Here is a 26,792-nt window from a genome sequence, read left to right on the forward strand (position 1 = left end):
AATCCTCCTTATAATTTACTTAGGAAAAGTCCATTAATTAAAAGTTAATATTTAGGTAAATACATACAGTTGTTATAAGGCAGATAGAAAAAAAAATAAAGATTTTTCTACAAATGATTGAAAATGATAATTTTATTTGTTAGAATTACTTAAATCAAAGATGGAGGGCGTCTATGAATGTAACTGATATCAACAAAATACGCAATGTTGCTTTTATTTCACATGGTGGTGCAGGAAAAACCAGTCTTATTGAGGCAATACTTTTTAATGCCAAAGTAACAAAAAAGATAGGTAGTGTTGATGCAGGAACAAGCGTTATGGATTTTGACCCGGTAGAAATTGAAAGAAAAATATCTATTAACAGTAAAGTTTGTTCTGTTGAATGGAATAAATATTCGCTAAATATTGTTGATACTCCAGGATATTCAAACTTTTTACATGAAACTAAAGCTGCACTTTCTGCTGTTGGTGGAGCTGTTGTTATCGCCAGTGCTATTACTGGTGTTAAGGCAGAAACAGAAAGAGTTTGGAAATTTGCTGATCAATATGACCTTGCTAAAATTATTTTTGTCAACAAAATGGATAAAGAGAGAGCTGATTTCTACAGATCACTTTCAGATATTGAAAAATCATTTGGTATCAATCCTGTACCTATATTTCTCCCGATTGGTAAAGAAGATAACTTTAGAGGGTTGATAGATTTAATCAAAATGAAAGCTTATCTTTACCCAAGTGATGCTACTGCTGAGTTTCAGGTAGAAGATATTCCGGCTGATATGTTAGATGAAGCTGAAGAATATAGAAACAAGCTGCTTGAAGCTATAAGTGAAACTGATGACAGTTTAATTGAAAAATTTCTTGAAGGTGAAGAGTTTACCGAGGAAGAAATCTTAAAAGGTGTGAGAGAAGGTACAATTTCAAAGAGATTTATACCCGTAATCTGCGGTTCAGCAACTAAAAATATAGGTTCTAAACTTTTACTTGAAGCTATAATTAATTATCTCCCTTCACCACTTCAAAGGGAAAGAAGGGAAGCGATAGATAAAAAAACAGGTGAAACAATATTTATTGATCCTCAAGATAAAGAGTTAGTGGGGTTTGTTTTTAAAACTTTTATAGACCCTTTTGCAGGAAAACTTTCTATTATCAGATTGTATTCAGGTGAGCTAACATGTGATAGCGAAATATATAATGTTAATAAAAATGAAACCGAAAAAATAAATCAACTTTATTTGTTACAAGGTAAAAATTTTGTAAAAGTAGACAAATTAATTGCAGGTCAAATAGGTATGGTTAATAAATTAAAGTATACGGAATCTTTTGATACCTTTACCAGTAATAAAAAATATCAGGTTGAAGTTACACCGGTTGATTTACCTGAACCTGTACTTGCTTTTTCACTTGTACCAAAATCAAAAGATGATGAAGATAAAGTAAGTAGCGGGCTGCATAGACTGATGGAAGAAGATCCGGGGATTAGAGTATCCAGAGATGAACAAACCGGGGAGCTTTTGTTAAACGGTATGGGGCAGATGCATATCGAAGTTGTAGTGGAAAAACTTAAGAAAAAATTTAATGTAGAAGTTGACTTAAAAACTCCAAAAGTTCCATATAAAGAAACAATTAAAGGGAAAGCTAGTGGACAAGGGAAGTATAAAAAACAATCCGGTGGCAGAGGTCAGTATGGAGATGTTTGGATTACAGTTGAGCCTTTACCAAGGGGGGAAGGTTTTGAATTTGTAGACCAAATAGTTGGAGGAGCTATCCCAAAACAATATATTCCAGCTGTAGAAAAAGGGATAAGAGAAGCAGCATTAGAAGGGGTTATTGCGGGTTATCCAATGGTAGATTTTAAAGTTACACTGTATGACGGTTCTTATCACTCAGTTGACTCTTCAGAAATGGCATTTAAAATTGCTGCATCTATGGCTTACAAAAAGGTGGCAATGGATGCCAAGCCTGTTCTTTTGGAACCTATTATGAATATGGACATATTTGTACCAGAGGATTCAGTAGGTAATGTTATAGGAGATCTTAATTCAAGAAGAGGAAGAATATTAAATGTCGAACCTCAGACAAACGGCCAACATATTTCAGCTCAAGTACCTATGGCTGAAATACTTAAGTATGCTCCTGATTTAAGAAGTATGACAGGTGGTAGAGGCGTATTTACTATGGAATTCAGCCACTATGAAGAATTACCGAGTCATCTTGCAGATAAAGTTATTCAAGAAAATAAAAAGGATGAAGATTAACTTTAAGAGGGGTGTAACCCACCCCTTTTTATATTGTAATGATTGAAATCAACCTATTAAAATATTTAAATAAAAGCTTTTCTGAAATTTATGAAATTGAGCATTCGGTAGAAGTACAGCCTCATAAAAAGAAAAAGTTTAGTTTATTCACGATATATTTAATTTCAGGCTCCATACTGCTAATAGGAGCGATTATTGTAACGACTATGCTTATTTTAAGAGAGCCTAAAGGTGAAGAAAAAGTTAAAACATTTCCCGGAAATATTATTGTGGATAATACAAGCAAAAAAGATAAGGCTGTTTCAGAATATAAAGTTATAGGCACAATAAATATAAATGATAATATTTCAACAAATGAGGCAAATACAGCCAAAACACATACTGAAGCAACAAAAAGTGAACCTAAAACAACTAACAAAGACAAAATAATAAATAGCAAAGCAGTTCAACCTCTTCAAAATGTTAAAACCGCTCCTAAGGCAAAACCTCACGTAAAAAATATATCTGAGCAGAAACAGGATAAAAATACGACTAAACCTTTTTATACAATTTCAATAGAAAATATTGATTATAAAACGTATAACCTGTTATTAAAAAACATTAAAGGAAAAACCATAAAAATTACAAAGAGATGGACTATAAATACTAAAACATGGGATGTTTATGTTCAAGAAAATGGCACTAAAGAGTATATCGGCGGACACGAAGTCAAGAAAATCAAAACATTTAAAAGTAAAGACGAAGCGATAATATTTGCAAAAAAGTTATCTCAAAAAGTTATAATTAAAAGTAAAGACGCTAAAATCAATTACTTTAACATAGAAATATCTAATTTTAATAGTGTAGATGAAGCTAAAATATACGCCAGAAATATAAATATAAGTGGTAAAGTATTAAAAATATTGAAAAAAAGTAATTAAAATGTTGACGATAAAAAAAAAATGCTTTAAAATTTAAAATAATACGGGGGTGCATTATGACAAAGGCTGATATAGTTGAAAAGATTTATGAAGGTTTAGGTATTACCAAAAAAGATATTTCTACGGTAGTTGACAGGGTATTTGAAATAATGAGGGATGAAATTCTATCTAAAAATAACATCAAGATATCAGGATTTGGTAATTTTGATGTTAAAACAAGAGGCAGAAGGATTGGTAGAAACCCTAAAACAGGTGAAGAAAAAGTTATTGAACCTAGAACAGTAGTGGTTTTCAGACCTAGCCAACTCTTTAAAGAAGAGGTAAATGCATAGTAATAAAATTTACTATAAAATAAGTGAAGTTTGTGAAATCACTGACTTAAAGCCTTCTGTTTTGAGGTTTTGGGAAAAAGAGTTTAAAGAGATTAGACCCTTTAAGACTACTTCAAAAAGAAGGCTTTATACTCAGAAAAATATCGAAGCTATCAATAAGATAAAAGACCTATTGTATAATAAACGGATGACAATTGAGGGGGCAAAACGTTTTCTTAAAGAAGAAAACGTAAGTGAACCAAGTTCTAAGGAATTAGATTTGGAATTTTTGAAAGAAGAGTTAAGTGAAATTGTGAAAAAATTAAGGGAAATATAATTCCAGTTTAAACCCTACCCCAGTAACACTAATATCATATATTTTTATCTTTATATCATATTTTTCACAGATTGAATTTACTACATAAAGACCGAGTCCGGTGCCTGATTTTTTGGTAGTGAAAAAAGGTTTGAAAACATTGTCAGCAATCTCACTACTTATACCAGGACCGTTATCTTCATAAACCAATAGGATAGAAGATTCTATGTCCTTTAGTGTAATATTGATGATCGCATCACTTTTAGCTTGAAAACTGTTAATTATAAGATTCCAAATAATTTGTCTAACTTCTACTGTAGATATTACAACATTAGGGTTATTGGCTTGGCATTTATAATTTATCTTTAAATCGTCAAAAAGCCCGTAATAGTTAATTTCTTCAATAAATTCACTAATTGTACAATTTAAATCAATTTTGTCATTTGTAATTTTAGACTCTTTTACAACCATAAGTAAGTTATTTAATATATTGTCAAGTCTACTTATTTCTCTTTCCATGATATTAAAAAGTTTAGACTTCGGATGCTCATCTTTTTTAATAATTTGCAAGCTCCCTTTTATTGCACCAAGGGGATTTCTAATTTCATGTGCAATTATTGTTGAAAATTGTCCAAGTATTGCAAGCCTTTGCTGTTCATGAAGTTTTGATTTTAGATTTTCTTTTTCAGTAACATCTTGAAATATAAAAAGCTCGCCAGATAAGTTTGTATCGTATACAAATGGTTGAAATTTATATCCCAAATACTTGTTTTTATAAATTATTATTTCATCCTCAGCTTTAATAGATAAAATATCACTTAACTTTTTACCTATAATGCTTTCGCTAAATCCAAGAATTTTGAGTCCAGCAATATTACAAGATATTATAATCCCCTTTTTACTCATTAAAATTATGCCGATGTCAATGTTGTCTAATATACTTTTATACAGCTTTTCCAGGTATTTAAATCTTTCTTCAATGTCTTCCTTTTCCTTGTTTTTTACAGAATAAATTTTATGAAGATACGAAGTCAGCATCACAATTATAATAAATGAGAATCCATATTGAAATGCTCTTAAAATAAACTCATTGATATTAACATGATTACTTTTATGGTAAATAGTTATAGAAAATGCTGAGAAAGTCATAAGAAAAATAAATATTGTAAATATCCCAGCTTTAAATCCATCAAAAAAACACATATAAATTATTACAATAGAGTAAAAAACAATATAAGGGCTGTCAAAAAAGCCTGTTATCATAACTAAATAGGAAATTATACATAAGTCTAAAAGACCTTGAACATAAAGTAATATCACTTGGCTAATGAAATTTTGACCAATAAAAATCATTAGAGAAAATACTGTTATTACTATGGAGAGATTTAAAAAGAAAGGTGTTGTGGCACTTGAATAATTTCCCAAAAAAATGTTAATAAAAACGATTAAAAAAAATAAAAACAACCTTATCAAAAGGATAAGGTTGTTTGTTTTACTGTTTATCATATATTTTGTTCCAAAGTTTATTGGACAACATCACCAAGTTTGAAGATTGGTAAATACATTGCAATAATAATAAAACCAACTGAGCCACCGACAACTAACATAAGCATAGGTTCAATCATCTTAGTGAGTCCTTCAACTGCTCTATCTACCTCATCATCATAAAAATCAGCAATCTTTGACAACATCTGGTCAAGAGCACCGGTCTCTTCTCCGACAGAAATCATTTGCGTTACCATAGGCGGGAAAATGCCTGATTTTTCCAGAGGGTAAACAATATTTTTTCCTTGCTCAATGTCTGATTTACTTTTTATTAAATGTTTTTCTATATATTTGTTTCCACTTGTTTTTGCAACAATGTCCAAAGCTTCAAGAATAGGTACACCGCTATTTAAAAGTGTACCAAACGTTCTTGAAAATTTTGCTACAGCCACTTTCCTAAGTAAATCACCAATTTTTGGAATCCTCAATAACATTCTATCAATTACTAATTTTCCTTTTTCAGTCCTTTTATAAAGGGTACTTATAGTAACTGAAGCAATCACAATGACCGCAAGGATAACGCCACCACCGTACCAACTACCTAAAAATTCACTTAGATTTATCGTAAATTGAGTTAGTGCAGGCAAAGAGCCGCCAAACCCTTCGTACATTTCTTTAAATTTAGGAATAATAAATACAAGTAGACCCCATACAACAGCAACTGCAACAATAAGCACTATCGACGGATACATCATAGCGGCTTTGACTTTTCTCTTTAACGATATGGCCTTTTCCATGTAAATTGCAAGCCTATCAAGGACGTTGTCTAAAAGTCCACCAGCTTCACCAGCTGCAACCATGTTAATGTATAAATCACCAAACACCCTTTTATATTTTTGTAATGCTCTATTAAATTGTGCACCCTGCTCAATTTGATTTTTAATATCTTCAAACATGTTGCGCATTTTCTTCTTAGATGATTGGGACGCAAGTATATCAAGTGCTTTTACAAGTGAAAGACCTGCACTAATCATTGTGGCAAGCTGCCTAGTAGCAATAACTAAATCTTCATCAGTAATTTTTTCTCCAAAGGAAAGTTCCACATGTTTCCAGTCATACTTTAATTCTTGTACATTTACTCTTCTGCTTTTTAGTGTGCTTAGAGCCTCCTCTTTGTTGGTTGCTTCAATAACTCCATCGACAAAATTCCCCTTATCATCCTTACCCTTATATAGATACTTTCCCATCAAATCCTCCTGGTTTTCCCTCTATTCAGTCCTGCTCTATCAATCATTTGCCTTACCTCATCAGGATAAACAGCTTTATTAATCGCATCATCATAAGTTATAAGACCTTTTGAATAGAGATTAAACAATGACTGACTCATTGTTATCATACCGTGCTCACTTTGCCCTGACTGCATCATAGAATAAATTTGATGAAGTTTGTCCTCTCTAATTAAATTTCTTATTGCAGAATTGGGAATCATAACTTCACATGCTACAACTCTTCCTTGGTTATCTGCCCTTTGAATAAGTTGCTGACAAACAATTCCTTCCAATACAAATGAGAGCTGAGCTCTAATCTGCGACTGTTGGTGAGGAGGAAAAACATCAACAATCCTGTTAATAGTTTGTATAGCACTGTTAGTATGCAGTGTACCAAAAGTTAAGTGACCTGTTTCTGAAACTGTTAGGGCTGCCTCAATAGTCTCTAAGTCTCTCATCTCACCAATCAAAACGACATCAGGGTCTTGTCTCAATATATATTTTAATGCAGTTGTAAATGTTCTGGTGTCAGCTTTGACCTCTCTTTGGTTGACCATAGCCATTTTATGGTGATGTAAATATTCAATAGGGTCTTCTATAGTAATAATGTGAACTTTTTTTTCACTATTTATTTTATCAATCATAGCAGCTAAAGTAGTTGACTTACCACTACCTGTTGGCCCTGTAACCAATACCATACCACGAGGTTTGTCACATAAGGTAGATATTATTTCTGGTAGCCCAAGTTCACTGAAACCCAATACTTCATAAGGGATTTTTCTGAATGCTGCAGCAACAGCTCCTCTTTGCATGAAAAAGTTTGCCCTAAACCTGCTTATCCCTTTTATCCCAAAAGATGAATCAAGCTCTAGCTCTTCTTCAAATCTCTTTTTTTGAGCTTCACTCATAATGCTATAACACATACTTTTAATTATATTTGGTGTAAGTTTCTCCCCTTCAATTTTCACCAATTCCCCATTCACCCTAAATACAGGCGGTGTACCAACGGTAAGGTGCAAGTCACTGGCGTTCATCTCAATCATCTTTTGCAATAAATCCTGTAATGAATACATATTACCCCCTTCTAATCTGCAAATGTTACCCTTACTACTTCCTCTATGGAAGTAAGCCCTGTCTTCACTTTTTCAAGACCACTTCTTCTGAGAGTCAGCATCCCCTCTTTTACTGCTTGTTCTTTTATTTCTGCTGCTGTAGCGCCTCTTAAAATTAATTCTTTTATGGAGTCTGTTACACCCATTACCTCATAAAGTGCTACCCTTCCTTTATACCCTGTGCCGTTGCATGCATCACACCCTTTACCTCTGTATGGCGTAAAATCATTTAGTTCTTCTTTTTTGAAACCAACTGTCAAAAGTGCTTCTTGAGGAAGCTTAATTTTTTCGGCACAATTTTTACATATTTTTCTTGCAAGCCTTTGGGCTAATATTACTACAGTGGATGAAGCTACCAAGAATGGCTCTATTCCCATATTCAACAATCTGTTTATTGTACTTGGTGCATCATTGGTGTGCAGTGTTGATAAAACCAAGTGTCCTGTCAAAGCAGCTTTAATTGCTATTTCTGCTGTTTCATAGTCCCTTATCTCCCCCACCATAATAATATCAGGGTCTTGTCTTAAAAAGCTTCTAAGAGCAGCAGCAAAGTTAAGTCCTATCTCTTCTTTCATCTGTACCTGGTTAATCCCAAATATATTATATTCAACAGGGTCTTCAGCAGTCATAATATTTGTATCTTCCTTATTAAGTCTGCTTAAAGCAGAATAAAGAGTAGTAGACTTACCACTACCCGTTGGCCCTGTAACCAAAACCATACCGTATGGACTTTCAATACCTTTTAAAAAGACTTTTAAAGATTCAGGCTCAAAACCAAGCTTTTCCAAATCAAGTTGTAGGTTTGATTTATCAAGAATCCTCAAAACGACTTTTTCCCCGTAAAGCACAGGCAGGGTTGATACCCTCATATCTATAGTCTTATTTGATAGCTTTATTTTTATCCTACCGTCTTGTGGCAGACGTCTTTCGGCAATATCAAGCTCTGCCAAAATTTTAAGCCTTGATGTAAGTGCATCTTTAATATTTTTGGGAGGTCTTATAAATTCATGCATTACGCCGTCAATCCTAAACCTTACCCTAAAATCCTTTTCATATGGTTCAACGTGGATATCCGAAGCCCCTCTTTTCACAGCTTCAGTTAAAATATAATTGACAAGCTTAACTATTGGAGCGTCTTCTACCTCTTTTTTTAGCTCTGTCAGGCTAACCTCTTCTTCAGTTTCATCAAATTCAAGGTCACTAATATCAAGATCATCAAATTCTGACAAAACTTTCTCTTCAGCATCAACTTGTTTATCCAAAAACTCCCTTATACTTGACTCAACAGCAACATAAGCTCTAACATTAAACCCTGAAACAAATCTTAATTCTTCCAATGCGTAGACATTTGATGGGTCAGCAATAGCAACCTTAATTGTCTGCCCTTCCCTGTCAAATGGTACCACTAAAAACTTTCTGCACAAATCTTTAGGGATTAAGTTAAGTATTTTTGGCTCAACATGGACAGTTGATAAATCAACATAAGGGACACTATACTGTTTACTTAGAAACTCAGCTATCTTTTTTTCATCCACATAGCCAAGTTTAATAAGGATAGAACCCAACCTTCCACCCTCTTTCTTCTGTACTTCAAGTGCCTTCTCCAACTGCTCTTGTGTAATGAGATTTTCACTTAATAAAATTGCACCAATTTTAGAAGAAATCATTTATCCACCTAACCTTTCTTTAAAATAAATTTTTTTAATTCATTTATATCAATTTCCAATTTAACATCATTAAACAATCCAAAAGCTTTCAAACCTTGATAAATCAGCATCAAAAGTCCATCAGTATATTTTGGTACACTGTTTTTATAAATATCTAAAAAGGGTGTGCAGCCATCTATTGAATACTGAAAATCAAATGCAAACTCTCCACAATCAATATGGCTCATATCAAAAAACTCCTTTTTATCTATCCCCACTGATGTGGTATTTACAATTATATCATAATAATTATTTTTTTTCAAAAAAAGTAAATCAAAATTATTAAAATTATATATTTCTAATTGCTCTAAAACCGTTTCTGTATTTTTAACTGTCCTATTTACGATATCAACATATGCATTTTTATCTTTTAAAAAATAAAAAAGAGGTTTTGCGGCTCCTCCAGAGCCTAATATTAAGATTTTCTTTTTAAAAATTTCAATATTAAAATCTTCGAATGTTTTTTCTATCCCAAACAAATCAGTGTTATACCCAAACAATTTACCATCGATAATTTTTACAGTATTTACAGCGTTAATCTTTGAAGCCTGAAATTCTACTTCATCCAAAAAATCAATAATATCTGTTTTGTAGGGCAATGTAACGTTAAACCCTTTAAAGTAAAACTTTTTCATTATATGAATAATTTGGGCAATTTCACTTTTGTCAACATCAAAACAACAGTAACCGCCATTTATTCTTGACTTATGATAGAAATAATTATGAATTAAAGGGGAAATACTATGACTTAAAGGGTGTCCTATAAGGCCGGCATTATGGTACATTTTTTTCGACTTCTTTATTTTTTGAAAGCTCCTCCCTTATTTTTTCGGGAGAAAGCAAACCAGCAGAAATTACAAATTTCACACCCTCTTCAACGGTAAGATCTAATTCAACCAAATCTTCATTCGGTATAATCAAAATAAAGCCGGACGTGGGATTTGGAGTGGTAGGTATAAAAACATTTGAGCATTTTTTCCCTATTTTTGAATTATAAAAGTTGGAAGATTCCTTTGTAACAAATCCTATAGAGTATATCCCTCTTCGTGGGTATTCAACCAAAACCACTTTTTTAAAATTAGAGCCAGTCGGGGATTGAAAAGTATCTATAATCTGTCTTGTGGCAGAATATATCCCTCTGATTAATGGAATTTTAGAAAGTATCATTTCAAAAAATTTAATAATTTGCTTTCCAAAATAATTTTTGGCAAATAGCCCAATAAAAAATATTGCTATGATTAGTAAAGATAATGAAAGTAATGCTTTTTGAGCTTCAGTCAAATAAAACTCAAAGTAGTCTGATGCTAAATCAAGATAGGGAACCAAAAACCCGGTTAATTTTTTAAATATAAAACTTAAAAAGAAGTATGTTACAATGACAGGCAATACTGTGAGTATGCCTGCCAAAAAAACATTTCTAATATATACCCTAAATTTTTTCATATATACCTATTTTGTGCCGAATAATCTATCCCCTGCATCCCCTAGACCGGGTACAATATAACCTTTTTCGTTTAACTTTTCGTCCAAGGCTGCAGCAAAAACTTTTATATCAGGGTGAGCAGTGCAAAATTTTTCCACACCTTCAGGAGCAGCTATAAGACACATAAATTTTATACTTTTAGCACCTGCATCCTTAAGCATATTTGCCGCATAAACGGCTGAGCCACCTGTAGCAAGCATAGGATCTATTAATATAAAATCCCTATCTTCACAGTTGGATGGGATTTTAAAATAGTAAGATACAGGTTTCAAAGTAGTTTCATCTCTATAAAGACCTATATGACCCACTCTGGCTGAAGGCACTAATTTCAAAATTCCATCAACCATGCCAATACCTGCCCTAAGGATTGGAACAAGGACAAGCTTTTTACCTGCCAATACCTTAGATACTGTTTTGCATATAGGAGTCTCAATCTCAACCTCTTCAAGAGGCATATCTTTTGTAATTTCATAAGCCATTAACATAGCCACTTCATTTACAAGCTCTTTAAATTCCTTTTTACTCGTTTTGATATCTCTAATGTAAGTCAATTTGTGTTCAATTAGAGGGTGTGTTACTACCTGAAAATTCTCCGGTAATTTCATCTTTCATCTCCTGGAAGAATAATATTTAACACAATTCCTACCAAACCTGCAAGACCTATACCACCTAAACTGACTTTGCCTATTGAGATAACCATATCACCAATACCTATAACTAAAACTACTGAAGCTATTACAAGATTTCTTGATTTGGCCATATCTACCTTGTTCCTGACAAGGGAGCCTATACCGATAGCAGCTATCATACCAAAAAGCAAAATCAATATTCCGCCCATTACAGGCACAGGAATTGTTTTTAATACAGCACCTAATTTCCCTACAAAAGCAAGAATTATTGCAGTAATTGCAGCAATTCGCATATAAATTACATCAGTTGCCTTTGTTAATGCAACGGCACCTGTGACTTCTGAATATGTAGTATTAGGGGGCCCTCCTAAAATTCCTGCTACAGAGGTTGCTATACCATCTCCAAGCAAGGTTCTGTGTAAGCCCGGATCTTTTAAGTAATTTTTACCTGTAACTGATGAGATTGCCAAAATATCTCCAACATGTTCAATAGCCGGAGCAATTGCAACCGGAAATATAAACATAATTGCAGCCAAATCAAAAGTCGGAATTGCAAAACTTCCCGACTTCATTGCCTCAACCCAAGGGATAGAAAACCATTTAGCTTGTACTATAGGGTCAAATGAAACAACACCTAATATTAGTGAAAGTAAATACCCAACAATAATTCCGCTAAGTATAGGGATCAGGCTTAAAACTCTACGTCCGTACATTACAACAAGTATTGCTGTTATCAAAGACACCATAGAGATTAGAACAGCTTTGCCATCCATATTTCCTGAGCCGTCAAAGCTCTTGGCCATATTTACAGCAACAGGAGCTAACTTTAAACCTATTACCATAATAACCGGGCCGGTAACTATTGGTGGGAGATACTTTTCAATTGCCCTAACGCCACCTTTTTTGACAAGTAGACTAAATATGACATATGCAAAGCCGGTACAAAATAATGCACCCAATGTTTTGGATACTCCGAAGTTTTTCATTCCGTATTGAATAGGAGCGATAAAAGCAAAAGAGCTGGCAAGAAAAACAGGTACTTGAGATTTAGTGATAAACTGAAAGACCAATGTTCCCAAACCGGCAGTAAAAAGTGCAATAGAAGGGTCTAAACCGGTGAGTAAAGGTACTAAAACAAGAGCACCAAATGCGACAAAGAGCATTTGCACTCCCAAAATTACTTTCTTAAAACCCGTGACTTCAGTCATTGTTCACCTCATTGATTTAGTTGTCTTTATGTTTAAAAATTTGTCTTTCTAACAATCTATCGTAGCTACTCCAACCTGTTTGTACTTTATCTTTTTCAAACAATATACCAAAATTATTAATTTTTGCGTCCAAATCATCAATATGGTGTAGTATTAAAGCTTCGTAGGTTTTTGGTTTTTTGATAGCTCCAAATTCAATATAACCATGATGACTTGCAACAAGATGCAGTATAAGATTAGCTTTACTTTCAGGAAAACTCTCGATTTTTGAAATATATCCTCTTACCAAATCTATTCCTAATATTAAATGTCCAAGAAGCTTTCCTGAGTCGGTATAATCAAACCCTTTGGTAATATCAAGCTCATAAATCTTTCCTAAATCGTGAAAAATAGCTCCTGCAATTAAAATATTTTTATCCACTTGCTCACAGTAATAATCCGATAAAATGATAGCAAGCTTTACTACAGATAAAGTATGTTCCAAGAGTCCGCCTACATATGCGTGATGGACATTTTTAGCTGCAGGATGTTTTATAAATTGTCTTATTGTAGCGTCATCATTAAAAAACATATCCATTAACTTTATCGTATACTCGCAATCCAAGTTTTTATAAACAATATCCATCAATTCGTTGAGCATTAAGTCAGGGTCATATTTTGACTTAGGTAAAAAGTCGTAAAGATCATCTATTGAGCCTTTTAACATATTGTTAATTTTTATTTGCATTTGTCCATTATAGTTTTGTAAACTGCCACTTATTTCTACAATGTCCCCTTTTTCAGGCTCAAAATCTAATTTATTGCTGTCAAACATTATTCCATTATATTGTTCCCCTTTTGAATCTAAAAGTACGACTCTTATATAAGGTCTATCATCTTTTGTAAAACTTTTAACAAGCTCAAATATCAAATATTTCTTATTAATACTTAATTCCATCCTTACTCCTTACCATTTATCAACACACTCGGTTTTTTCTTCTTCAATATTATCAATACTAAACCCCTCAGCTTTCAAAGCATCCAAGATATCATACATATATTTCTTCATAAACTCATTTGTATAAACAGCTACCAGACCCATATCAGGATCAATAGTTCTAACAATACCGACACCCTCATATGAATCAATTATACTGTTTATATACACAATGTCTTTGATATTTATTTTAAATTTTATCTTTACAGTTTCAAAGTTCATTAAACAAACTCCAATAAATAAACGTCTTTATTTATAAAATTAAGAAAATCATTATTTAGCAAATCGCTATGTTCAAAATAGACTGAATCGCTTTTCAAGGAATTTATGAAATTTATAATTGAACTATGCGTATTTACATTTTTAAAATCGATTAAAAAAAATCCTTCAGGCAAAAAAAAACTTTGCTTTTTTATGAAAACAGGCTCAGTTATTTTTTCAAAGGAATTTATAGTATCATAAACAAAATTACTATAAAAAATATCCAAAAGAATAGAAAGACCTCTTGGTATTCTTTTTTGAAAATCGTAATCAATAAAAACAGGAAACTCATTTAAAGGTTTAATTGGAGAAAAATCAACCTTATAGATTTCCTTTAAGTTCATTTATTCTTCACCTTTTCCTCTTCTTCAACGGCAGCAATTATCCCTCTTATAAATGATGCTATCTTATCATCAGTATAATTTTTTGCAATCTGGCCATAGTCATTATTTATTGCATAGATAGGCGTTTTAGTATTGAGAAGTTCATATAGAGCTGCCCTCAATATACATTTTTCGATAATCCCGATCCTTTCAAAAGTCCAGCCGTCTTTTAACTTATCTTTGTACAGGTTATCCAATAAATCTTTATTTTTAGCTATGTTTAAGAAGAGTTCATTAGCTTCATTTACAACATTCTTATTATTTTCTTCTTCACTTAACCAATAGGTTTTAGGCACAGTATTATAGCTATCACCTAAAAGCTCATATTGATAAATCATTTTAAATACATGTTCCCTAATTATGGTTCTAAATTGTTTTTTCACGTTTTATAAACTCTCATCCTTTAATAAATTTACAAATTCAAGAGCAGACATAGCTGCTTCAGCACCTTTATTCCCCGCTTTTGTACCTGCCCTTTCAACAGCTTGCTCTATTGTATCAGTAGTTAATACTCCGAAAATAACAGGTACGCCTGTATCGTATCCGGCCTTAGCTACCCCTTTTGCAACTTCAGAGGAAACATACTCAAAGTGTGGAGTCGAGCCTCTTATTACCGCACCAACAGCAATAACAGCATCAAACCTTTTTGTATCGGCCAATTTTTTGCACATCAAAGGTATTTCAAATGCCCCTGGAACTTTATATACACAAATATCTTCAGGGTTTACTTCGTGTCTTATCAATGCGTCATACGCTCCTGAAACCAAACTTTTTACAATAAAATCATTAAATCTTGAGCAAACAATCGCAAATTTAAACCCTTTTCCGTTATAATTTCCTTCTTTTATTAAGTAACTCATAACCTACTCTCCTATTAGTGTTATATTTATATTTCATGCCCCATTTTTTCCACTTTTGTTTTTATATAACGTTCATTTTCCGGTCTTACGCCACAAACTACAGGTACACGTTCGACAACTTCAAGCCCATACCCTGACAAACAATGTATCTTTTTGGGATTATTTGTTAAGAGTCTAAGCTTTTTTATCCCTAAAAACTTTAAAATCTGTGCCCCAAATCCATAATCTCTAAGGTCTGCACCAAATCCAAGATGCAAATTTGCCTCAACTGTGTCATATCCTTCTTCCTGAAGCTTATATGCTTTAATTTTATTGAGTATTCCAATACCTCTTCCTTCCTGAAACATGTATAAGATTACTCCAACACCTTCTTTTTCAATCATCTCCATAGAAGCTTGTAGCTGATCCCTGCAGTCACATCTTAAAGAGCCAAAAACTTCCCCTGTTAAACATTGTGAGTGGACTCTCACCATAACCTTATCCACAGATTTAAGATCACCTTTAATAAGTGCTACAGCTTCCTGTCCATCAACTTTACTTTTGAAGCCCTTAATATTAAATTCACCAAAAAGGGTGGGCATCTTGGCTACAGCAACCTCTTCCACAATAGTTTCATGATCTGTCCGATAAGCAATTAAATCTGCAATAGTTAAGATTTTTATATCATGTTTTTTCGCGAATTCTTCCAATTGAGGCATTCTGGCCATAGAGCCGTCATCGTTCATAATTTCACAAATAACTGCAGCTGGTGTAAGTCCAGCCATCTTTGCAAGATCTACAGAACCTTCAGTTTGTCCTGCTCTTACAAGCACACCGCCATTTCTTGCTCTCAATGGGAAAATATGGCCCGGTCTTGCAAGATCTTCAGGTTTGGAATTAGGGTTGATGGCAACCTTAATAGTGTGTGCCCTATCATAAGCGGAGATGCCGGTGGTAACCCCTTCTTTAGCTTCAATTGAAACAGTAAAAGCAGTGCCAAACCTTGCTGAATTACTTCTATTATCAACCATTAAAGGTAAATCAAGTCTGTCACACATCTCTTCAGACATACTAAGACAAATTAGACCTCTACCATATTTTGCCATAAAATTAATAGCTTCGGCAGTTACAAAATCAGCTGCAATAACTAAATCACCTTCATTCTCTCTATCCTCATCATCTACCAAAATAATCATTTTTCCTTTTTTAAAATCTTCAATCGCTTCTTCTACCGAATATCTGACGCTTCTATCCATAAAATCTCCCTAAAATTATAATTTATTCTTGTTAAACTATCTTTATTATTCGAAACTATCAAGTAAAAAATTTGGCATAATTAATCTAAATTCAACCCAAAAAGCCCATCCTTTAAATTACTGTTATAATCACTTTTATTCATCAATTTTTCCAGATATCTTGCAATTACATCTACTTCTAAATTTATTAAATCACCTACTCTTTTGAATTTAAGATTTGTATTTTCAAAGGTGTGTGGAATAACTGCAACACTAAGGACATTATTTTTTATATTCGAGACTGTTAGACTGATACCATCCAAAGTAACAGAGCCTTTTAAGGCAATAAATTTGTCAACTTCTTTACTGTAAGAAACTTTTAATTCATAGGAATCACCTTTCCTGTCTATTCCCGCTATTTTTCCCACACAGTCCACATGACCGGACACAATATGTCCGCCAAGCCTTGTACTTAAAGTTAATGCTCTCTCAAGGTTTACAAAATTTGAAGGTTTTAAGTTTTGTAACGAGCTCTTGTTTAAAGTTTCAAAACTTAAATCCGCCCAAAACATATTTTTATCCATTTTAACTACTGTCAAACAAACTCCGTTAACAGCTATAGAATCACCTATTTTTGTACCTTCAATCACTTTTAAAGCTTCAATACAAATAACAGCGTCCCTACCCTTAACACTCAGATTTTTAATTTTACCAAGCTCTTCTATAATCCCTGTGAACATCTGTTTCTTACCCTTTCAGTTAGCTCAAGCACATCTTTTTTAAAGTCAGAAAGATTTGCTGATATCAATATGTCATTTTCAAATTGCTTTTGAGTATAGTTATCAATTTTAATACAATCAGCGATATTGCTAAAGCTCACACCCTGAATTGAGCTAATCCCATCCCCTATTATTAATGGCGCTACAAAAAGGTTTAGCTTATCGGCACATTTTTCTCTTATAAAACTGCCAAAAATTTTAGAGCCACCCTCTACAAGAACATTCATAATATTTAAATCGAGAAGTTGCCTTGAAATAGTTTTAAGGTTTAATCCGCTATCCATAGTGTCGCAAGGAAAAATCTGTACCCCTAAGTCTGTTAGAATCCTACATTTCTCAAAGTTTAAGCTCTCTTCTTTGGTAAATATCACAAGATTTTTTGAAAATTTCGTCACAAGTTCACTTTCTAAAGGGATTTTAAGGTTTGAATCAAGTATTATTTTTGTAGGCTCATTATCAGTAGGTAACAGCCTTACATTCAAACTTGGATTATCTTTTATTACGGTATCAATCCCTACAAGTACTGCATCTGAAATACTTCTTAGATAATGGGAATAAATCCTTGAAGATTCACTGGTAATCCATTTTGATGCTCCGTTTTTTGTGGCAATTTTGCCATCAAGACTCTGGGCAATTTTTAATGTATAGAATGGCTCTTTTGCATAAACAGTTTTAGCAAAATCTTCAATTAATGAAGCACACAAATTTTCAGCAAAACCTACAAAAACTTCGATACCGTTATTGATAAGCTCATTAATTCCATTGCCAGCATTTTTTGGGTTTGGGTCAACAACACCAATAAACACCCGCTTAATCCCCGATTCAATAATCATTTTTGTACAAGGGGGCGTTTTCCCATAATGAGAGCAAGGCTCAAGTGTCACATATAGGTCAGCTCCTTTGACACTTTCAGGTGCGTTATCAATAGCTTCGACTTCGGCGTGAGGATTACCATAGCCTGTATGATAGCCTCTTGATATTATTTTAGAATCTTTGACAACACATGCACCTACAACAGGGTTAGTTTTATTATAACCTTTCCCGAGTAATGCAAGTTTTGCAGCTTCTTCCATTATTTTATGAGGATTAACCAACTTTCTCTCCTATTCTTTTCTCTGTACCATTAAGTATTCTTTTAATATTATCTTTGTGTTTATATATGACAAAAACAGCAATTATAAATGTGAATATTTTAAAATTAGCATTACTCTCTGTGAAAATAACAGTAATTAAAAGAGTTATTGCAGCTGAAACAGAACCTAATGAAACCATCCTAAAAATACTTACCATCACAAGAAACACAATAAGTGCTAATATTATACTTTTCGGGCTAAGTGCCAGAAAAATCCCAAGCCCCGTTGCAACCCCTTTTCCACCTTTAAAGCTTAAAAATATTGTATATGTATGACCTATAATTAAAGCCAAAGCACATATTAGCAGAAAGTTCATATCGTAGTGGAAGAAGTTTTTTAGCATTAGTAAGGGTAAAAATGCTTTAAACATATCCAACAAAAAAGCCGAAATAAAGCCCCATTTGCCAAGCACACGCCCGGCATTAGTAGCACCTACATTTCCGCTCCCCACAGTCCTTAAGTCAATCCCTTTAACTAACTTTACAATAATATAAGAAAAGGGTATTGCACCTAAAAAATAGCAAGATAAAGGTATTAAAATCTTAATCATTGACAATTATCCTATGTAAAAATGACCTTTTTAAATCTATGGCACCCGACTCACAAACTTCATGACAACAAAAGCACTCTATACATTTACTTTTATCAATTATTACACGTTTATTTGACGTGCTTTTAATAGCATACACAGGGCAACTCTTCAAGCACAATAAACATCCTATGCAATTTTCATTAACCTCTGGTTTTACATAAATATTTTTTGCTACCATGCTTTTTAAAAATTTGGGCGGACTAAACATTCGCTTAGATATGGGGAGTTTTATTTTTCTTTTAGAAACATTTTCAGTCAATTTAAAATTCACATTATAACCTTTTTTAATGGCAGAGCAATTAGTTAAACATATTTCCCTATCAAGATCCAATATATCGCAAATTGCCATATCTAATGACACAGCATCTGTTGCAGCAGCAACAAGGTTTAGGCTGACAGGTGTCCCTCTTGACGGTCCATCCCCTTCATGTGCAATTATTCCATCAAGTATGTGTATGGTTTTATCTTTTACCAAATCATAAATTTTGAAAATAGAATCTGCTAAATCAGTATCTACAGGATTTTTGCGGTGATAATTAACTTTATTAGTACCTGGGATAAGTCCGAACAGATTTTTTACGGCTAAAGTTAAGCCTGTTAGTGAATGAGTTTTAAGCTTTGGAAGGTTGATTATTAAATCGACATTCTCAAACACAGAGGATATAACCATATCATCAATATTTAGTGGCTTATAACTTTCTATACTTATTATCTCAATATTCTCGTCTTTACAAACTTTTTTAATGCCGGTAACTTCCAAAACCTTTTCGTAATTTTTAAAATTTGCTCCTGGACTATCGCCTAACAATATCTGAAAATCACCATTTTTTTTAAGCGCCTTAATAACTGCACGAATAAACTCAGGATGTGTCGTCACTCCATTTTCAGGGGGGCTGGCTTGCAATATGTTTGGCTTCAAAAGTATAGTTTTAATATCATTAAAAATTAGTTTATTATCATTAAAAAATTTTTCAATGAATGCACAGAGTTCATCATCAAAGTAAGAGTTAATATCTTTTACGTAGACCTTATTCATTAATTTTTGCAAAAAACTTTATATAGTATTCCACACCTGAATAAATTGACAACACCACAGACAGATAAATTAATATTTTGCCGATAAAGAAGATATCTATACCTATGAGATTATTTTTATATATGAGAAATCCAACTGCTATCATTTGAAAAACAGTTTTTAATTTCCCGGAAAAGCCGGCTGCAATAATTTTGCCTTTACTTGCAGATAAATCTCTCAGTGCACCAACCGCAAAATCCCTTGACAACAATAAAATAACAACCACCCCTTCAACTCTGCCAAGCTCCATGAGGGCTATTAATGACGAGGCTACCAATATTTTATCAGCAACAGGGTCTAAAATTTTTCCAATGTCAGTTACTATATTGTATTTTCTTGCAAGATATCCGTCAACAAAGTCTGTCAATGATGCAACAGCAAAAATTACTGCGGCAATTACGTTTGTCACGTATGTGTCAAAATATAAAAAGATTAAAAATGCAGGTATTAGGATTACTCTCAATATGGTTAACTGATTGGGAAGATTAAAAAAATTCTTATTTAACATCATATTTACTCATCTTATATCTAAATGTTCTTAAAGTAAGCCCTAAAAGTTTTGCTCCTTTACTTTGATTATTTTGAGCTACTTCAAGTGCCTTCTTTATATACTTTTCTTCTAATTTTTCAACCAAACTTTCCAAATTTACAGGCAAAGTTATTTCAGACACTTCTGTTATATCGTATTTGTCTTCAAAAATATGTTCAGAAATACTTGTAGGTAAAAGTTTATTTGATTTTTCAACTACTACTGCTCTTTCTATGATATTTTCTAATTCCCTAACATTACCGGGATAATCATATCTTTTTAGCATTTCCATTACAGCAAAAGATATATCATTTATCTCTTTATTAAGCAGTCGGCTATATTTTTCTAAAAAATGTTTTGCCAAGTAAGGGATATCGACCTTTCTGTCCCTTAGTGGAGGTATAAAAATATTAACAACATTAAGCCTATAGAAAAGATCTTTTCTGAAATTATTTTTTTCTATCTCTTCCAACAAATCTTTATTTGAAGCTGCAATCACTCTGACATCAATGTCTATGTAATTTGTGCCACCTATCGGCAATATTTTTCGCTCCTGCAACACTCTCAATAATTTAACCTGAAGAAATAAAGGCATATCGCCTATTTCATCGAGAAAAATAGTCCCATGATTGGCAATTTCAAAGAGCCCCTTTTTTTCAGATACGGCGCCTGTAAAAGAGCCTTTTTTATATCCAAAAAGTTCGGCTTCCAAAAGGTCTGAAGGGATTGCTCCGCAGTTTATCGCAACAAATTCATATTTATTCCTATTACTTAATTTATGAATTGCTCTTGCAACTACCTCTTTACCTGTACCGCTTTCACCTGAAATCAAAACAGTAGAATCAGTCCCGGCTACATCTATAATACTTTTTTTAACCTTTATAATACAGTCACTTACACCAACAATCTCTTTTAATTCATCACAACATTCACTAACTTCACTCTGAGTGTTTTCGTGTAATATGTTTTTGATTGTATCTACTAGCTTTTGCGTATCAAATGGCTTTGTCACATAATCTACAACACCTAACCTTATAGACTCCAGAGCTGTTTCAGTGTTTGCGTATGCAGTCATTAAAATAAAAGGAATATTTATACCTATTTCCGATGCTAACCTTGGTATTTGTAAACCGTCTTCATTACCAAGCATCAGATCAAAAAGGACAAGATCAACCTTTTCATTTTTTAGAATTTCAACGGCAGTAGAAATTGACTTTGCAGTAAATACAGAAAAACCTTCATCGAGGAAAAGAATCTCTAAAAACTCCCTGAAAGACTTTTCATCATCTACTACAAGTATTGAATATTTAGGCATCCTTTGTAATATTTATTATTTCGTATTCTATTTCACCACCGGGGGCATTTACCACTACTTCATCCCCGACTTTTTTACCTATTAAAGCCCTTGCAATTGGAGAAAATACAGAAATATAACCTCTTGAAATATCACTTTCATCGGGGCCAACAATTCTGTATTTCTTTATTTCATCACTTTCAACATTTTCTATTTCTACATACACACCAAAGACAACTTTATCCGTAGTCAAATTATCTGTATCGATTATTTCAAACTTACCCATTTTGCTTTCGAGCTCGGCAATCTTTGCCTCAATCATCCCCTGCCTCTCTTTGGCAGCGTCATATTCTGCATTTTCACTCAAATCTCCGTGTCCTCTTGCCTCTTTTATTGCTTCTACTACAGCTCGCCTTTCAACAGTCTTTAGCCTCTCAAGCTCAGATTTTATTTTTTGGTACCCTTCTTTTGTAATAGGTATCCTGTCCATTTAATTCCTCCGAAAACTTTAATCTTTTTTCACCTTTTTCCCTGTAACAAAGACGCTAGTATATCCATCTTTGAATTGAATTTCAAGATAATCTTCCAAATTTACGTCGTTTAGACTTCCTACAGGTATTTTGTTTTTATAAACAATACTATATCCTCTTTCAAGAATATTTTCTGGATTAAGAAGTTTAAGTTTTTGATTTAAAATATCTAACGAAAACTTGCATTTTTCAATTTTATTATTTATTGAGCTTGATAATAAACTGTCAATATGCCTTACTTTGCTTTTTAATTCGTTTACAATATTTATTGGATTTTTTTTCTCTACTATATACAGTTTTTCATTTAATATTAAATACTTATTTTTAATTTTTAAACCTATGCCAGAAGTAATATCCGATAAATATTTATCAACTATTTCTTTCTTGTTTTTTATGATATTCTTTGGATTTTTATAAGAAACCAATGAGAGAAATTTATCCAGCAGTTGATAATTCTTATCAAGCTTAATCTGGGACATTCTAATAATTTTATTAATATTATCCCTTATTCTATTTCTTAATTCCAGATAAGGTTTACTAAGTGTTTCAGCTGCAGCAGTAGGGGTAGATACCCTAAGATCTGCGACAAAATCACATATGGAAAAATCTCTTTCATGACCAATCGCGGATATTGTAGGTATTTTCAATTTAAAAAATTCTCGAGCCAACGTTTCATCATTAAAAATTATCAGGTCTTCAAGAGAACCACCGCCACGCATAAGAATAACTACGTCATAAATACCTACATACCTATCAAGAACTTGCATTTTTGAAATAATATCCTTTATAGCTTGAGCCCCTTGCACCTGAACAGGCCATATATCGATATTTAACCCAACCCTATTTAACTTTAATGTCTGTATAAAATCTTTTATTGCGGCACCTGTTGGAGAAGTAAGGACAGCTACATTCTTTACAATCAAAGGGATATCCTTTTTTTTATCTTTATCGAATAAACCCTCTTTTTCTAAAATACGTTTAGTTTCCTCAAACCTTTTGTAAAAATCTCCTGCAGAGTCATATACAACCTTACGAGCTATAATCTGATACAAACCATCACTTTCATATACGGACAAATCACCTATCACTTCTACCTTATCACCCTGGTTAAGCTTGTAAGTATTGGCCATTCTGTAACGCTTAAAGAATACCACCTTAATTTGAGCAGACTCATCCTTAAGAGTAAAATAGATATGCCCGGATGGTGACACAGAAAGGTTTGATATTTCCCCTACAACACACACAGGGCTATTGAAATTGCTTTCAAGTAAAAACTTAATTTTTTTAGTTATTTCCGTTACTGTCAGTTTCATTATCATCAAGTATTATATACAAATCCTCATTCGGTTTTGCCATATTCAACTCTTTTTTTATTGTTTCTTCAAGATAATCTTTATCCCTTTTTAATAATTCTATCCTCTTCTCAAGGTCATTAATTTTTTCTTCAAGTTCAACTATCTGACGCTCATAAGATTCTTTTATCTCAAGCAGGTCATTATATTTCAATAACCCATTGCTGCCAAATATAAAATAAATAAGAAGTATCAGAATAATAAAAATATACAAAATATTATTTTTCATTTATTACCCGTCTTTACTTTAAGTAATCTGATAGCTTGATTTTTTAAATTTGCAGGCACATCTCTTGATTTTGAGAGTTTTTCCAAATCGGTAACAAAAAGTCTGTTCATAAAGGTCATACTTATATTTAATGGTGTCTTTGGGTGAAAAACAATCTCTCTTAGTATATTATAGTCTTTTATAAATGCACTTGTCCTTGCAACCTCTCTGATAATATGCTCCCCTGTTGCCTTATTTTTTAGAATAAACTCAATCTCCTGCTCGGTAATCTTTGGATTTTTTAAAACATTTAAAGAAACTTGTTTATTAGGGTCTCTTATCAAAAGCATTCTGGCTGTTTTATTCCCTTTTAGTGCCAATTTAATTTTCTCTGCCATATTCATTTTATTAATTTTATTATAAATATTTTCATTTACTTTTTTTTCTATAAAACTTTCTTTGACATCAATATTTTGATCAATTGTTATCAAATCTTTAATTTCTTCGTTTGTAACTTCATCTTCACTTTCACTTTCAACTTTTTCTTGCAAAGATTTAAAGGTTTCAGCCTTATCTATCATTATCTGTTTCATTAGAGTTATAGTTTCATCTGGGGAAAAAGGGTTGAATAAAATCTTTTTTATTAACTCATCATCATTTTCTACTATATGTCTGATATTACCAACCCTAAAAAGCACTTCTGGCTCGCTACTTTCAGCAAAAATGGAGAGTACATTTTTGTCATACTTTTTAAGTTGAACAACAATTGAAAAAAATCTCACATCATTTTTCATCAAACGACAAAGATAAATAAAATAGTTGCTATCAAATAAGGCATCATTGATAATAGATTTTAAACCACTGTCTGAAATTTTTACGAGAAATTGATATAGCTCCTTTATCAGTCCCCTGTAATTTTTTAGTACGCCAAAAGCTATTACTGGATATGCAGATTCTTTTATAGGAAGATTTAAGGAAAGTATTGTTTTGACTTGCTCTTCAGTAGATTTTTTTAAAACTATATCAGAGGTAATTGTGTCTAAAATATCAAATTTTTTGAATAAATCTATGTGGTCTTCTATATTAAATTCAATAAGCAAGGTTTTTTTGAGCAATAATATTTTTTCTTTATCAGGTTTATCAACTTTCTTTAAATCTTCAAGAAATGCAGTAATATTAGTGCTCACTAACTACCCTGTTTTTACCTGATGATTTGGCTTCTAACATTTTTTTGTCTGCTTCTTCAACAATCATTGTCGAGGTGTAACCCTCTTTCATCTCTTCCACGCCTATACTTGCAGTAAGCTTGATATCGATATTTTTATATTTAAAAACAGTTTTTCTTAAATCCGCTAATATCCTTTCGGCCACAATCGTTGCGTTTTTGATACAAGTGTTAGGCATTACTATGACAAACTCTTCACCGCCATATCTAAAAGCAAAATCAACCTTCCTAATATTCCTTTTTAAAATATTAGCCAAATATTTCAATACAAAATCTCCGACTACATGTCCGTAATTATCATTAACCGATTTAAAATCATCTATATCTATAAAAATAATACTAAATGTTTTCCCATATCTTTCATATTCCTCTGCCACCCTCTCGACAACCTCATCAAAATATTGACGATTGTAAAGCCCTGTCAAATAATCACGTATTATCTGTGCCTTGTAGGTTTCAAGTTCATCTTTAATTTTCTCAAGTATATTATTGTTCATATTTATTTTGGCTTTCATACCTTTTATTTGCTGTTTTTTTTCAGTCAATTCTGTTACAAACTTCTCTTTCATTAAAACTTTATCCTTTATTAGCTCGCTTAAGTTATTAAGTTGATTCACGATATACCCAAGGACGTCTTCTAAAGATTCTTTCTTAGATACTTCCTCAGCGGTAAGGCTAAGCTCAATTATCAATTTTTTATCAGTATTAATATCATCTGAAATTATACTTAACTTGTCATTGTAAGACTCATCTATAAGAGCAGCTGTTTTATCTATACCAGCAACAATATCATATATAACAGATTTTATCCTATCAAAAGCACCATAACTTTTTTCAAGTCTATCAACAATAATTGTTATAAGCTCAATTATAACCTGCTTTTTCTCATCATATGACCCACCTCTAAGAATTTCTGCAAAATGATTAATTAAGTCGTTAGGGATGACTCCATATAATTTATCAAAAAAAGTCAAAAACTTCTGAGCAAACTCATCCATACAGTCATTACATTCCAACTTTCTTAGAAGAAGATTAAATCTCTGATTGTTACTTAAATAATCTCTAAAATTTTCTTTAGACAATACTTCATTTTTTGCTCTTAATTGCTTTAGTATTTCAATAATTATTTCACCAAACTCAACTAAGAAAGTTTGCCTATCCATCCAAATGCCCTTTTAATAGTTTTCTCATATCCTCAAAAAAACTCAAAGCTGTTTCAAGTGTATAATCGTAAAAAGTCCAAGGCAGTTTTTCAAAAGTATTACCCTTTCTCATTAATTGTACATCACCATATATAGAGTTTGCAATATAAATTCTATGAGTAAAGTTTTTAGTGCTTGCAGCGACCACCTTTTCGAGAGCGACATAGCCGGGGTCGATATTAATCATTCTTTTACCGTTTTTCAGATATTTATCTTCTATTTCAACGGCTTTTAGTTTTAGAGAAACTATTTCATCAGGTAACATAAAGTATTTAAACCCCGCAAAATACTTATAAAGAGACTCCCCCATTTCCGGCACATAATACGTCGTGTGGGAAAAAGGGAAAATTTCAGATTTAATATAAATTTTTCCGAAATTTTCCTCTAATATTTTGTCAGGGTTACTTATTTCATTTTCATTATAAAGAACAGCACAAAATAGAACAACCTCAAGCGGCCTTCTTACCCCTCCGCCAAAAACCATAA

At 32.6% G+C, this 26,792-nt stretch carries 30 protein-coding genes; 4 read left to right on the plus strand and 26 right to left on the minus strand.

The annotated features are described in order from the left end of the window. Positions 1-173: 173 nt before the first annotated feature. Genes fusA through LF845_RS04280 form a run of 4 tightly spaced genes read left to right on the plus strand, consistent with a single transcriptional unit; the run spans position 174 to position 3,823 of the window. Positions 174-2,255: an elongation factor G gene (fusA, locus tag LF845_RS04265; protein WP_242819763.1), complete on the plus strand. Its 2,082-nt coding sequence runs from the start codon at positions 174-176 to the stop codon at positions 2,253-2,255. A 38-nt stretch (positions 2,256-2,293) separates the two neighbouring features. Continuing rightward, positions 2,294-3,175: a hypothetical protein gene (locus tag LF845_RS04270; protein WP_242819764.1), complete on the plus strand. Its 882-nt coding sequence runs from the start codon at positions 2,294-2,296 to the stop codon at positions 3,173-3,175. A 56-nt stretch (positions 3,176-3,231) separates the two neighbouring features. Further along, positions 3,232-3,507: an integration host factor subunit alpha gene (locus LF845_RS04275; protein WP_242819765.1), complete on the plus strand. Its 276-nt coding sequence runs from the start codon at positions 3,232-3,234 to the stop codon at positions 3,505-3,507. Beyond that, on the plus strand, positions 3,500-3,823 hold the full coding sequence (locus tag LF845_RS04280; RefSeq protein WP_242819766.1) for a MerR family transcriptional regulator: 324 nt from the start codon (positions 3,500-3,502) through the stop codon (positions 3,821-3,823). Before LF845_RS04275 ends, LF845_RS04280 begins: the two co-directional genes overlap by 8 nt. Here LF845_RS04280 and LF845_RS04285 read toward each other — a convergent pair. From LF845_RS04285 to LF845_RS04415, 26 genes are all read right to left on the minus strand, one after another. Beyond that, on the minus strand, positions 3,809-5,065 hold the full coding sequence (locus LF845_RS04285) for a two-component system sensor histidine kinase NtrB (RefSeq protein ID WP_242819767.1): 1,257 nt from the start codon (positions 5,063-5,065) through the stop codon (positions 3,809-3,811). The two genes, LF845_RS04280 and LF845_RS04285, sit on opposite strands and share 15 nt — an antisense overlap. Positions 5,066-5,325: 260 nt before the next feature. Beyond that, complete coding sequence (locus tag LF845_RS04290) at positions 5,326-6,534, minus strand: type II secretion system F family protein (RefSeq protein WP_242819768.1); 1,209 nt, start codon at positions 6,532-6,534, stop codon at positions 5,326-5,328. Beyond that, the gene (locus tag LF845_RS04295) at positions 6,534-7,628 is read right to left on the minus strand and encodes a type IV pilus twitching motility protein PilT (RefSeq protein WP_242819769.1); all 1,095 of its coding nucleotides are present in this window, start codon (positions 7,626-7,628) and stop codon (positions 6,534-6,536) included. Before LF845_RS04295 ends, LF845_RS04290 begins: the two co-directional genes overlap by 1 nt. Positions 7,629-7,639: 11 nt before the next feature. Continuing rightward, positions 7,640-9,334: a type IV-A pilus assembly ATPase PilB gene (pilB, locus tag LF845_RS04300; RefSeq protein WP_242819770.1), complete on the minus strand. Its 1,695-nt coding sequence runs from the start codon at positions 9,332-9,334 to the stop codon at positions 7,640-7,642. An 8-nt stretch (positions 9,335-9,342) separates the two neighbouring features. Beyond that, entirely contained in the window at positions 9,343-10,158 is an 816-nt protein-coding gene (gene aroE / locus LF845_RS04305; protein WP_242819771.1) for a shikimate dehydrogenase, read from the minus strand. After that, positions 10,148-10,816, minus strand: coding sequence for a DUF502 domain-containing protein (locus LF845_RS04310; protein ID WP_242819772.1), 669 nt, complete (start codon positions 10,814-10,816; stop codon positions 10,148-10,150). Before LF845_RS04310 ends, aroE begins: the two co-directional genes overlap by 11 nt. Positions 10,817-10,822: 6 nt before the next feature. After that, positions 10,823-11,461, minus strand: a complete 639-nt coding sequence (gene upp / locus LF845_RS04315; protein ID WP_242819773.1) for a uracil phosphoribosyltransferase — start codon at positions 11,459-11,461, stop codon at positions 10,823-10,825. Further along, positions 11,458-12,693, minus strand: a complete 1,236-nt coding sequence (locus tag LF845_RS04320; RefSeq protein WP_242819774.1) for a uracil-xanthine permease family protein — start codon at positions 12,691-12,693, stop codon at positions 11,458-11,460. Before LF845_RS04320 ends, upp begins: the two co-directional genes overlap by 4 nt. 16 nt (positions 12,694-12,709) lie before the next feature. Next, entirely contained in the window at positions 12,710-13,630 is a 921-nt protein-coding gene (locus LF845_RS04325; RefSeq protein WP_242819775.1) for a 3'-5' exoribonuclease YhaM family protein, read from the minus strand. 9 nt (positions 13,631-13,639) lie between these two features. Continuing rightward, positions 13,640-13,891, minus strand: coding sequence for a DUF4911 domain-containing protein (locus tag LF845_RS04330; protein WP_242819776.1), 252 nt, complete (start codon positions 13,889-13,891; stop codon positions 13,640-13,642). Next, the gene (locus LF845_RS04335) at positions 13,891-14,274 is read right to left on the minus strand and encodes a hypothetical protein (RefSeq protein ID WP_242819777.1); all 384 of its coding nucleotides are present in this window, start codon (positions 14,272-14,274) and stop codon (positions 13,891-13,893) included. Before LF845_RS04335 ends, LF845_RS04330 begins: the two co-directional genes overlap by 1 nt. After that, on the minus strand, positions 14,271-14,696 hold the full coding sequence (locus LF845_RS04340; protein WP_242819778.1) for a transcription antitermination factor NusB: 426 nt from the start codon (positions 14,694-14,696) through the stop codon (positions 14,271-14,273). The genes LF845_RS04335 and LF845_RS04340 overlap by 4 nt, the downstream gene beginning before the upstream one ends. 3 nt (positions 14,697-14,699) lie before the next feature. Beyond that, complete coding sequence (gene ribH, locus LF845_RS04345) at positions 14,700-15,173, minus strand: 6,7-dimethyl-8-ribityllumazine synthase (RefSeq protein ID WP_242819779.1); 474 nt, start codon at positions 15,171-15,173, stop codon at positions 14,700-14,702. A 26-nt stretch (positions 15,174-15,199) separates the two neighbouring features. Continuing rightward, on the minus strand, positions 15,200-16,408 hold the full coding sequence (locus tag LF845_RS04350) for a bifunctional 3,4-dihydroxy-2-butanone-4-phosphate synthase/GTP cyclohydrolase II (protein ID WP_242819780.1): 1,209 nt from the start codon (positions 16,406-16,408) through the stop codon (positions 15,200-15,202). Positions 16,409-16,488: 80 nt separating this feature from the next. After that, positions 16,489-17,127: a riboflavin synthase gene (locus LF845_RS04355; protein ID WP_242819781.1), complete on the minus strand. Its 639-nt coding sequence runs from the start codon at positions 17,125-17,127 to the stop codon at positions 16,489-16,491. Further along, entirely contained in the window at positions 17,109-18,260 is a 1,152-nt protein-coding gene (gene ribD / locus LF845_RS04360) for a bifunctional diaminohydroxyphosphoribosylaminopyrimidine deaminase/5-amino-6-(5-phosphoribosylamino)uracil reductase RibD (protein ID WP_242819782.1), read from the minus strand. Before ribD ends, LF845_RS04355 begins: the two co-directional genes overlap by 19 nt. Beyond that, positions 18,253-18,849 (minus strand): glycerol-3-phosphate 1-O-acyltransferase PlsY, encoded by a 597-nt coding sequence (gene plsY / locus LF845_RS04365; protein WP_242819783.1) that lies wholly within the window; start codon positions 18,847-18,849, stop codon positions 18,253-18,255. The genes ribD and plsY overlap by 8 nt, the downstream gene beginning before the upstream one ends. Next, a complete protein-coding gene (locus tag LF845_RS04370) occupies positions 18,842-19,927 on the minus strand; it encodes a DUF362 domain-containing protein (protein WP_242819784.1) in 1,086 nt (361 codons plus the stop codon). The genes plsY and LF845_RS04370 overlap by 8 nt, the downstream gene beginning before the upstream one ends. Then, positions 19,920-20,474 (minus strand): CDP-diacylglycerol--glycerol-3-phosphate 3-phosphatidyltransferase, encoded by a 555-nt coding sequence (gene pgsA / locus LF845_RS04375; RefSeq protein WP_242819785.1) that lies wholly within the window; start codon positions 20,472-20,474, stop codon positions 19,920-19,922. Before pgsA ends, LF845_RS04370 begins: the two co-directional genes overlap by 8 nt. Continuing rightward, positions 20,464-21,810, minus strand: a complete 1,347-nt coding sequence (locus LF845_RS11875) for a sigma-54-dependent transcriptional regulator (RefSeq protein WP_278252158.1) — start codon at positions 21,808-21,810, stop codon at positions 20,464-20,466. Before LF845_RS11875 ends, pgsA begins: the two co-directional genes overlap by 11 nt. After that, the gene (gene greA / locus LF845_RS04390; RefSeq protein ID WP_242819786.1) at positions 21,803-22,279 is read right to left on the minus strand and encodes a transcription elongation factor GreA; all 477 of its coding nucleotides are present in this window, start codon (positions 22,277-22,279) and stop codon (positions 21,803-21,805) included. Before greA ends, LF845_RS11875 begins: the two co-directional genes overlap by 8 nt. Before the next feature lie 18 nt (positions 22,280-22,297). Then, a complete protein-coding gene (xseA, locus tag LF845_RS04395; RefSeq protein ID WP_242819787.1) occupies positions 22,298-23,638 on the minus strand; it encodes an exodeoxyribonuclease VII large subunit in 1,341 nt (446 codons plus the stop codon). Further along, positions 23,604-23,900 (minus strand): FtsB family cell division protein, encoded by a 297-nt coding sequence (locus LF845_RS04400; RefSeq protein ID WP_242819788.1) that lies wholly within the window; start codon positions 23,898-23,900, stop codon positions 23,604-23,606. Before LF845_RS04400 ends, xseA begins: the two co-directional genes overlap by 35 nt. Continuing rightward, on the minus strand, positions 23,897-25,066 hold the full coding sequence (locus LF845_RS04405; protein ID WP_242819789.1) for a hypothetical protein: 1,170 nt from the start codon (positions 25,064-25,066) through the stop codon (positions 23,897-23,899). The genes LF845_RS04400 and LF845_RS04405 overlap by 4 nt, the downstream gene beginning before the upstream one ends. After that, positions 25,056-26,267, minus strand: a complete 1,212-nt coding sequence (locus LF845_RS04410; protein WP_242819790.1) for a GGDEF domain-containing protein — start codon at positions 26,265-26,267, stop codon at positions 25,056-25,058. Before LF845_RS04410 ends, LF845_RS04405 begins: the two co-directional genes overlap by 11 nt. Beyond that, on the minus strand, positions 26,260-26,790 hold the full coding sequence (locus tag LF845_RS04415) for a DUF4416 family protein (protein ID WP_242819791.1): 531 nt from the start codon (positions 26,788-26,790) through the stop codon (positions 26,260-26,262). Before LF845_RS04415 ends, LF845_RS04410 begins: the two co-directional genes overlap by 8 nt. Between the last annotated feature and the right edge of the window lie 2 nt (positions 26,791-26,792).

Source organism: Deferrivibrio essentukiensis (assembly GCF_020480685.1).
Taxonomy (GTDB): domain Bacteria; phylum Chrysiogenota; class Deferribacteres; order Deferribacterales; family Deferrivibrionaceae; genus Deferrivibrio; species Deferrivibrio essentukiensis.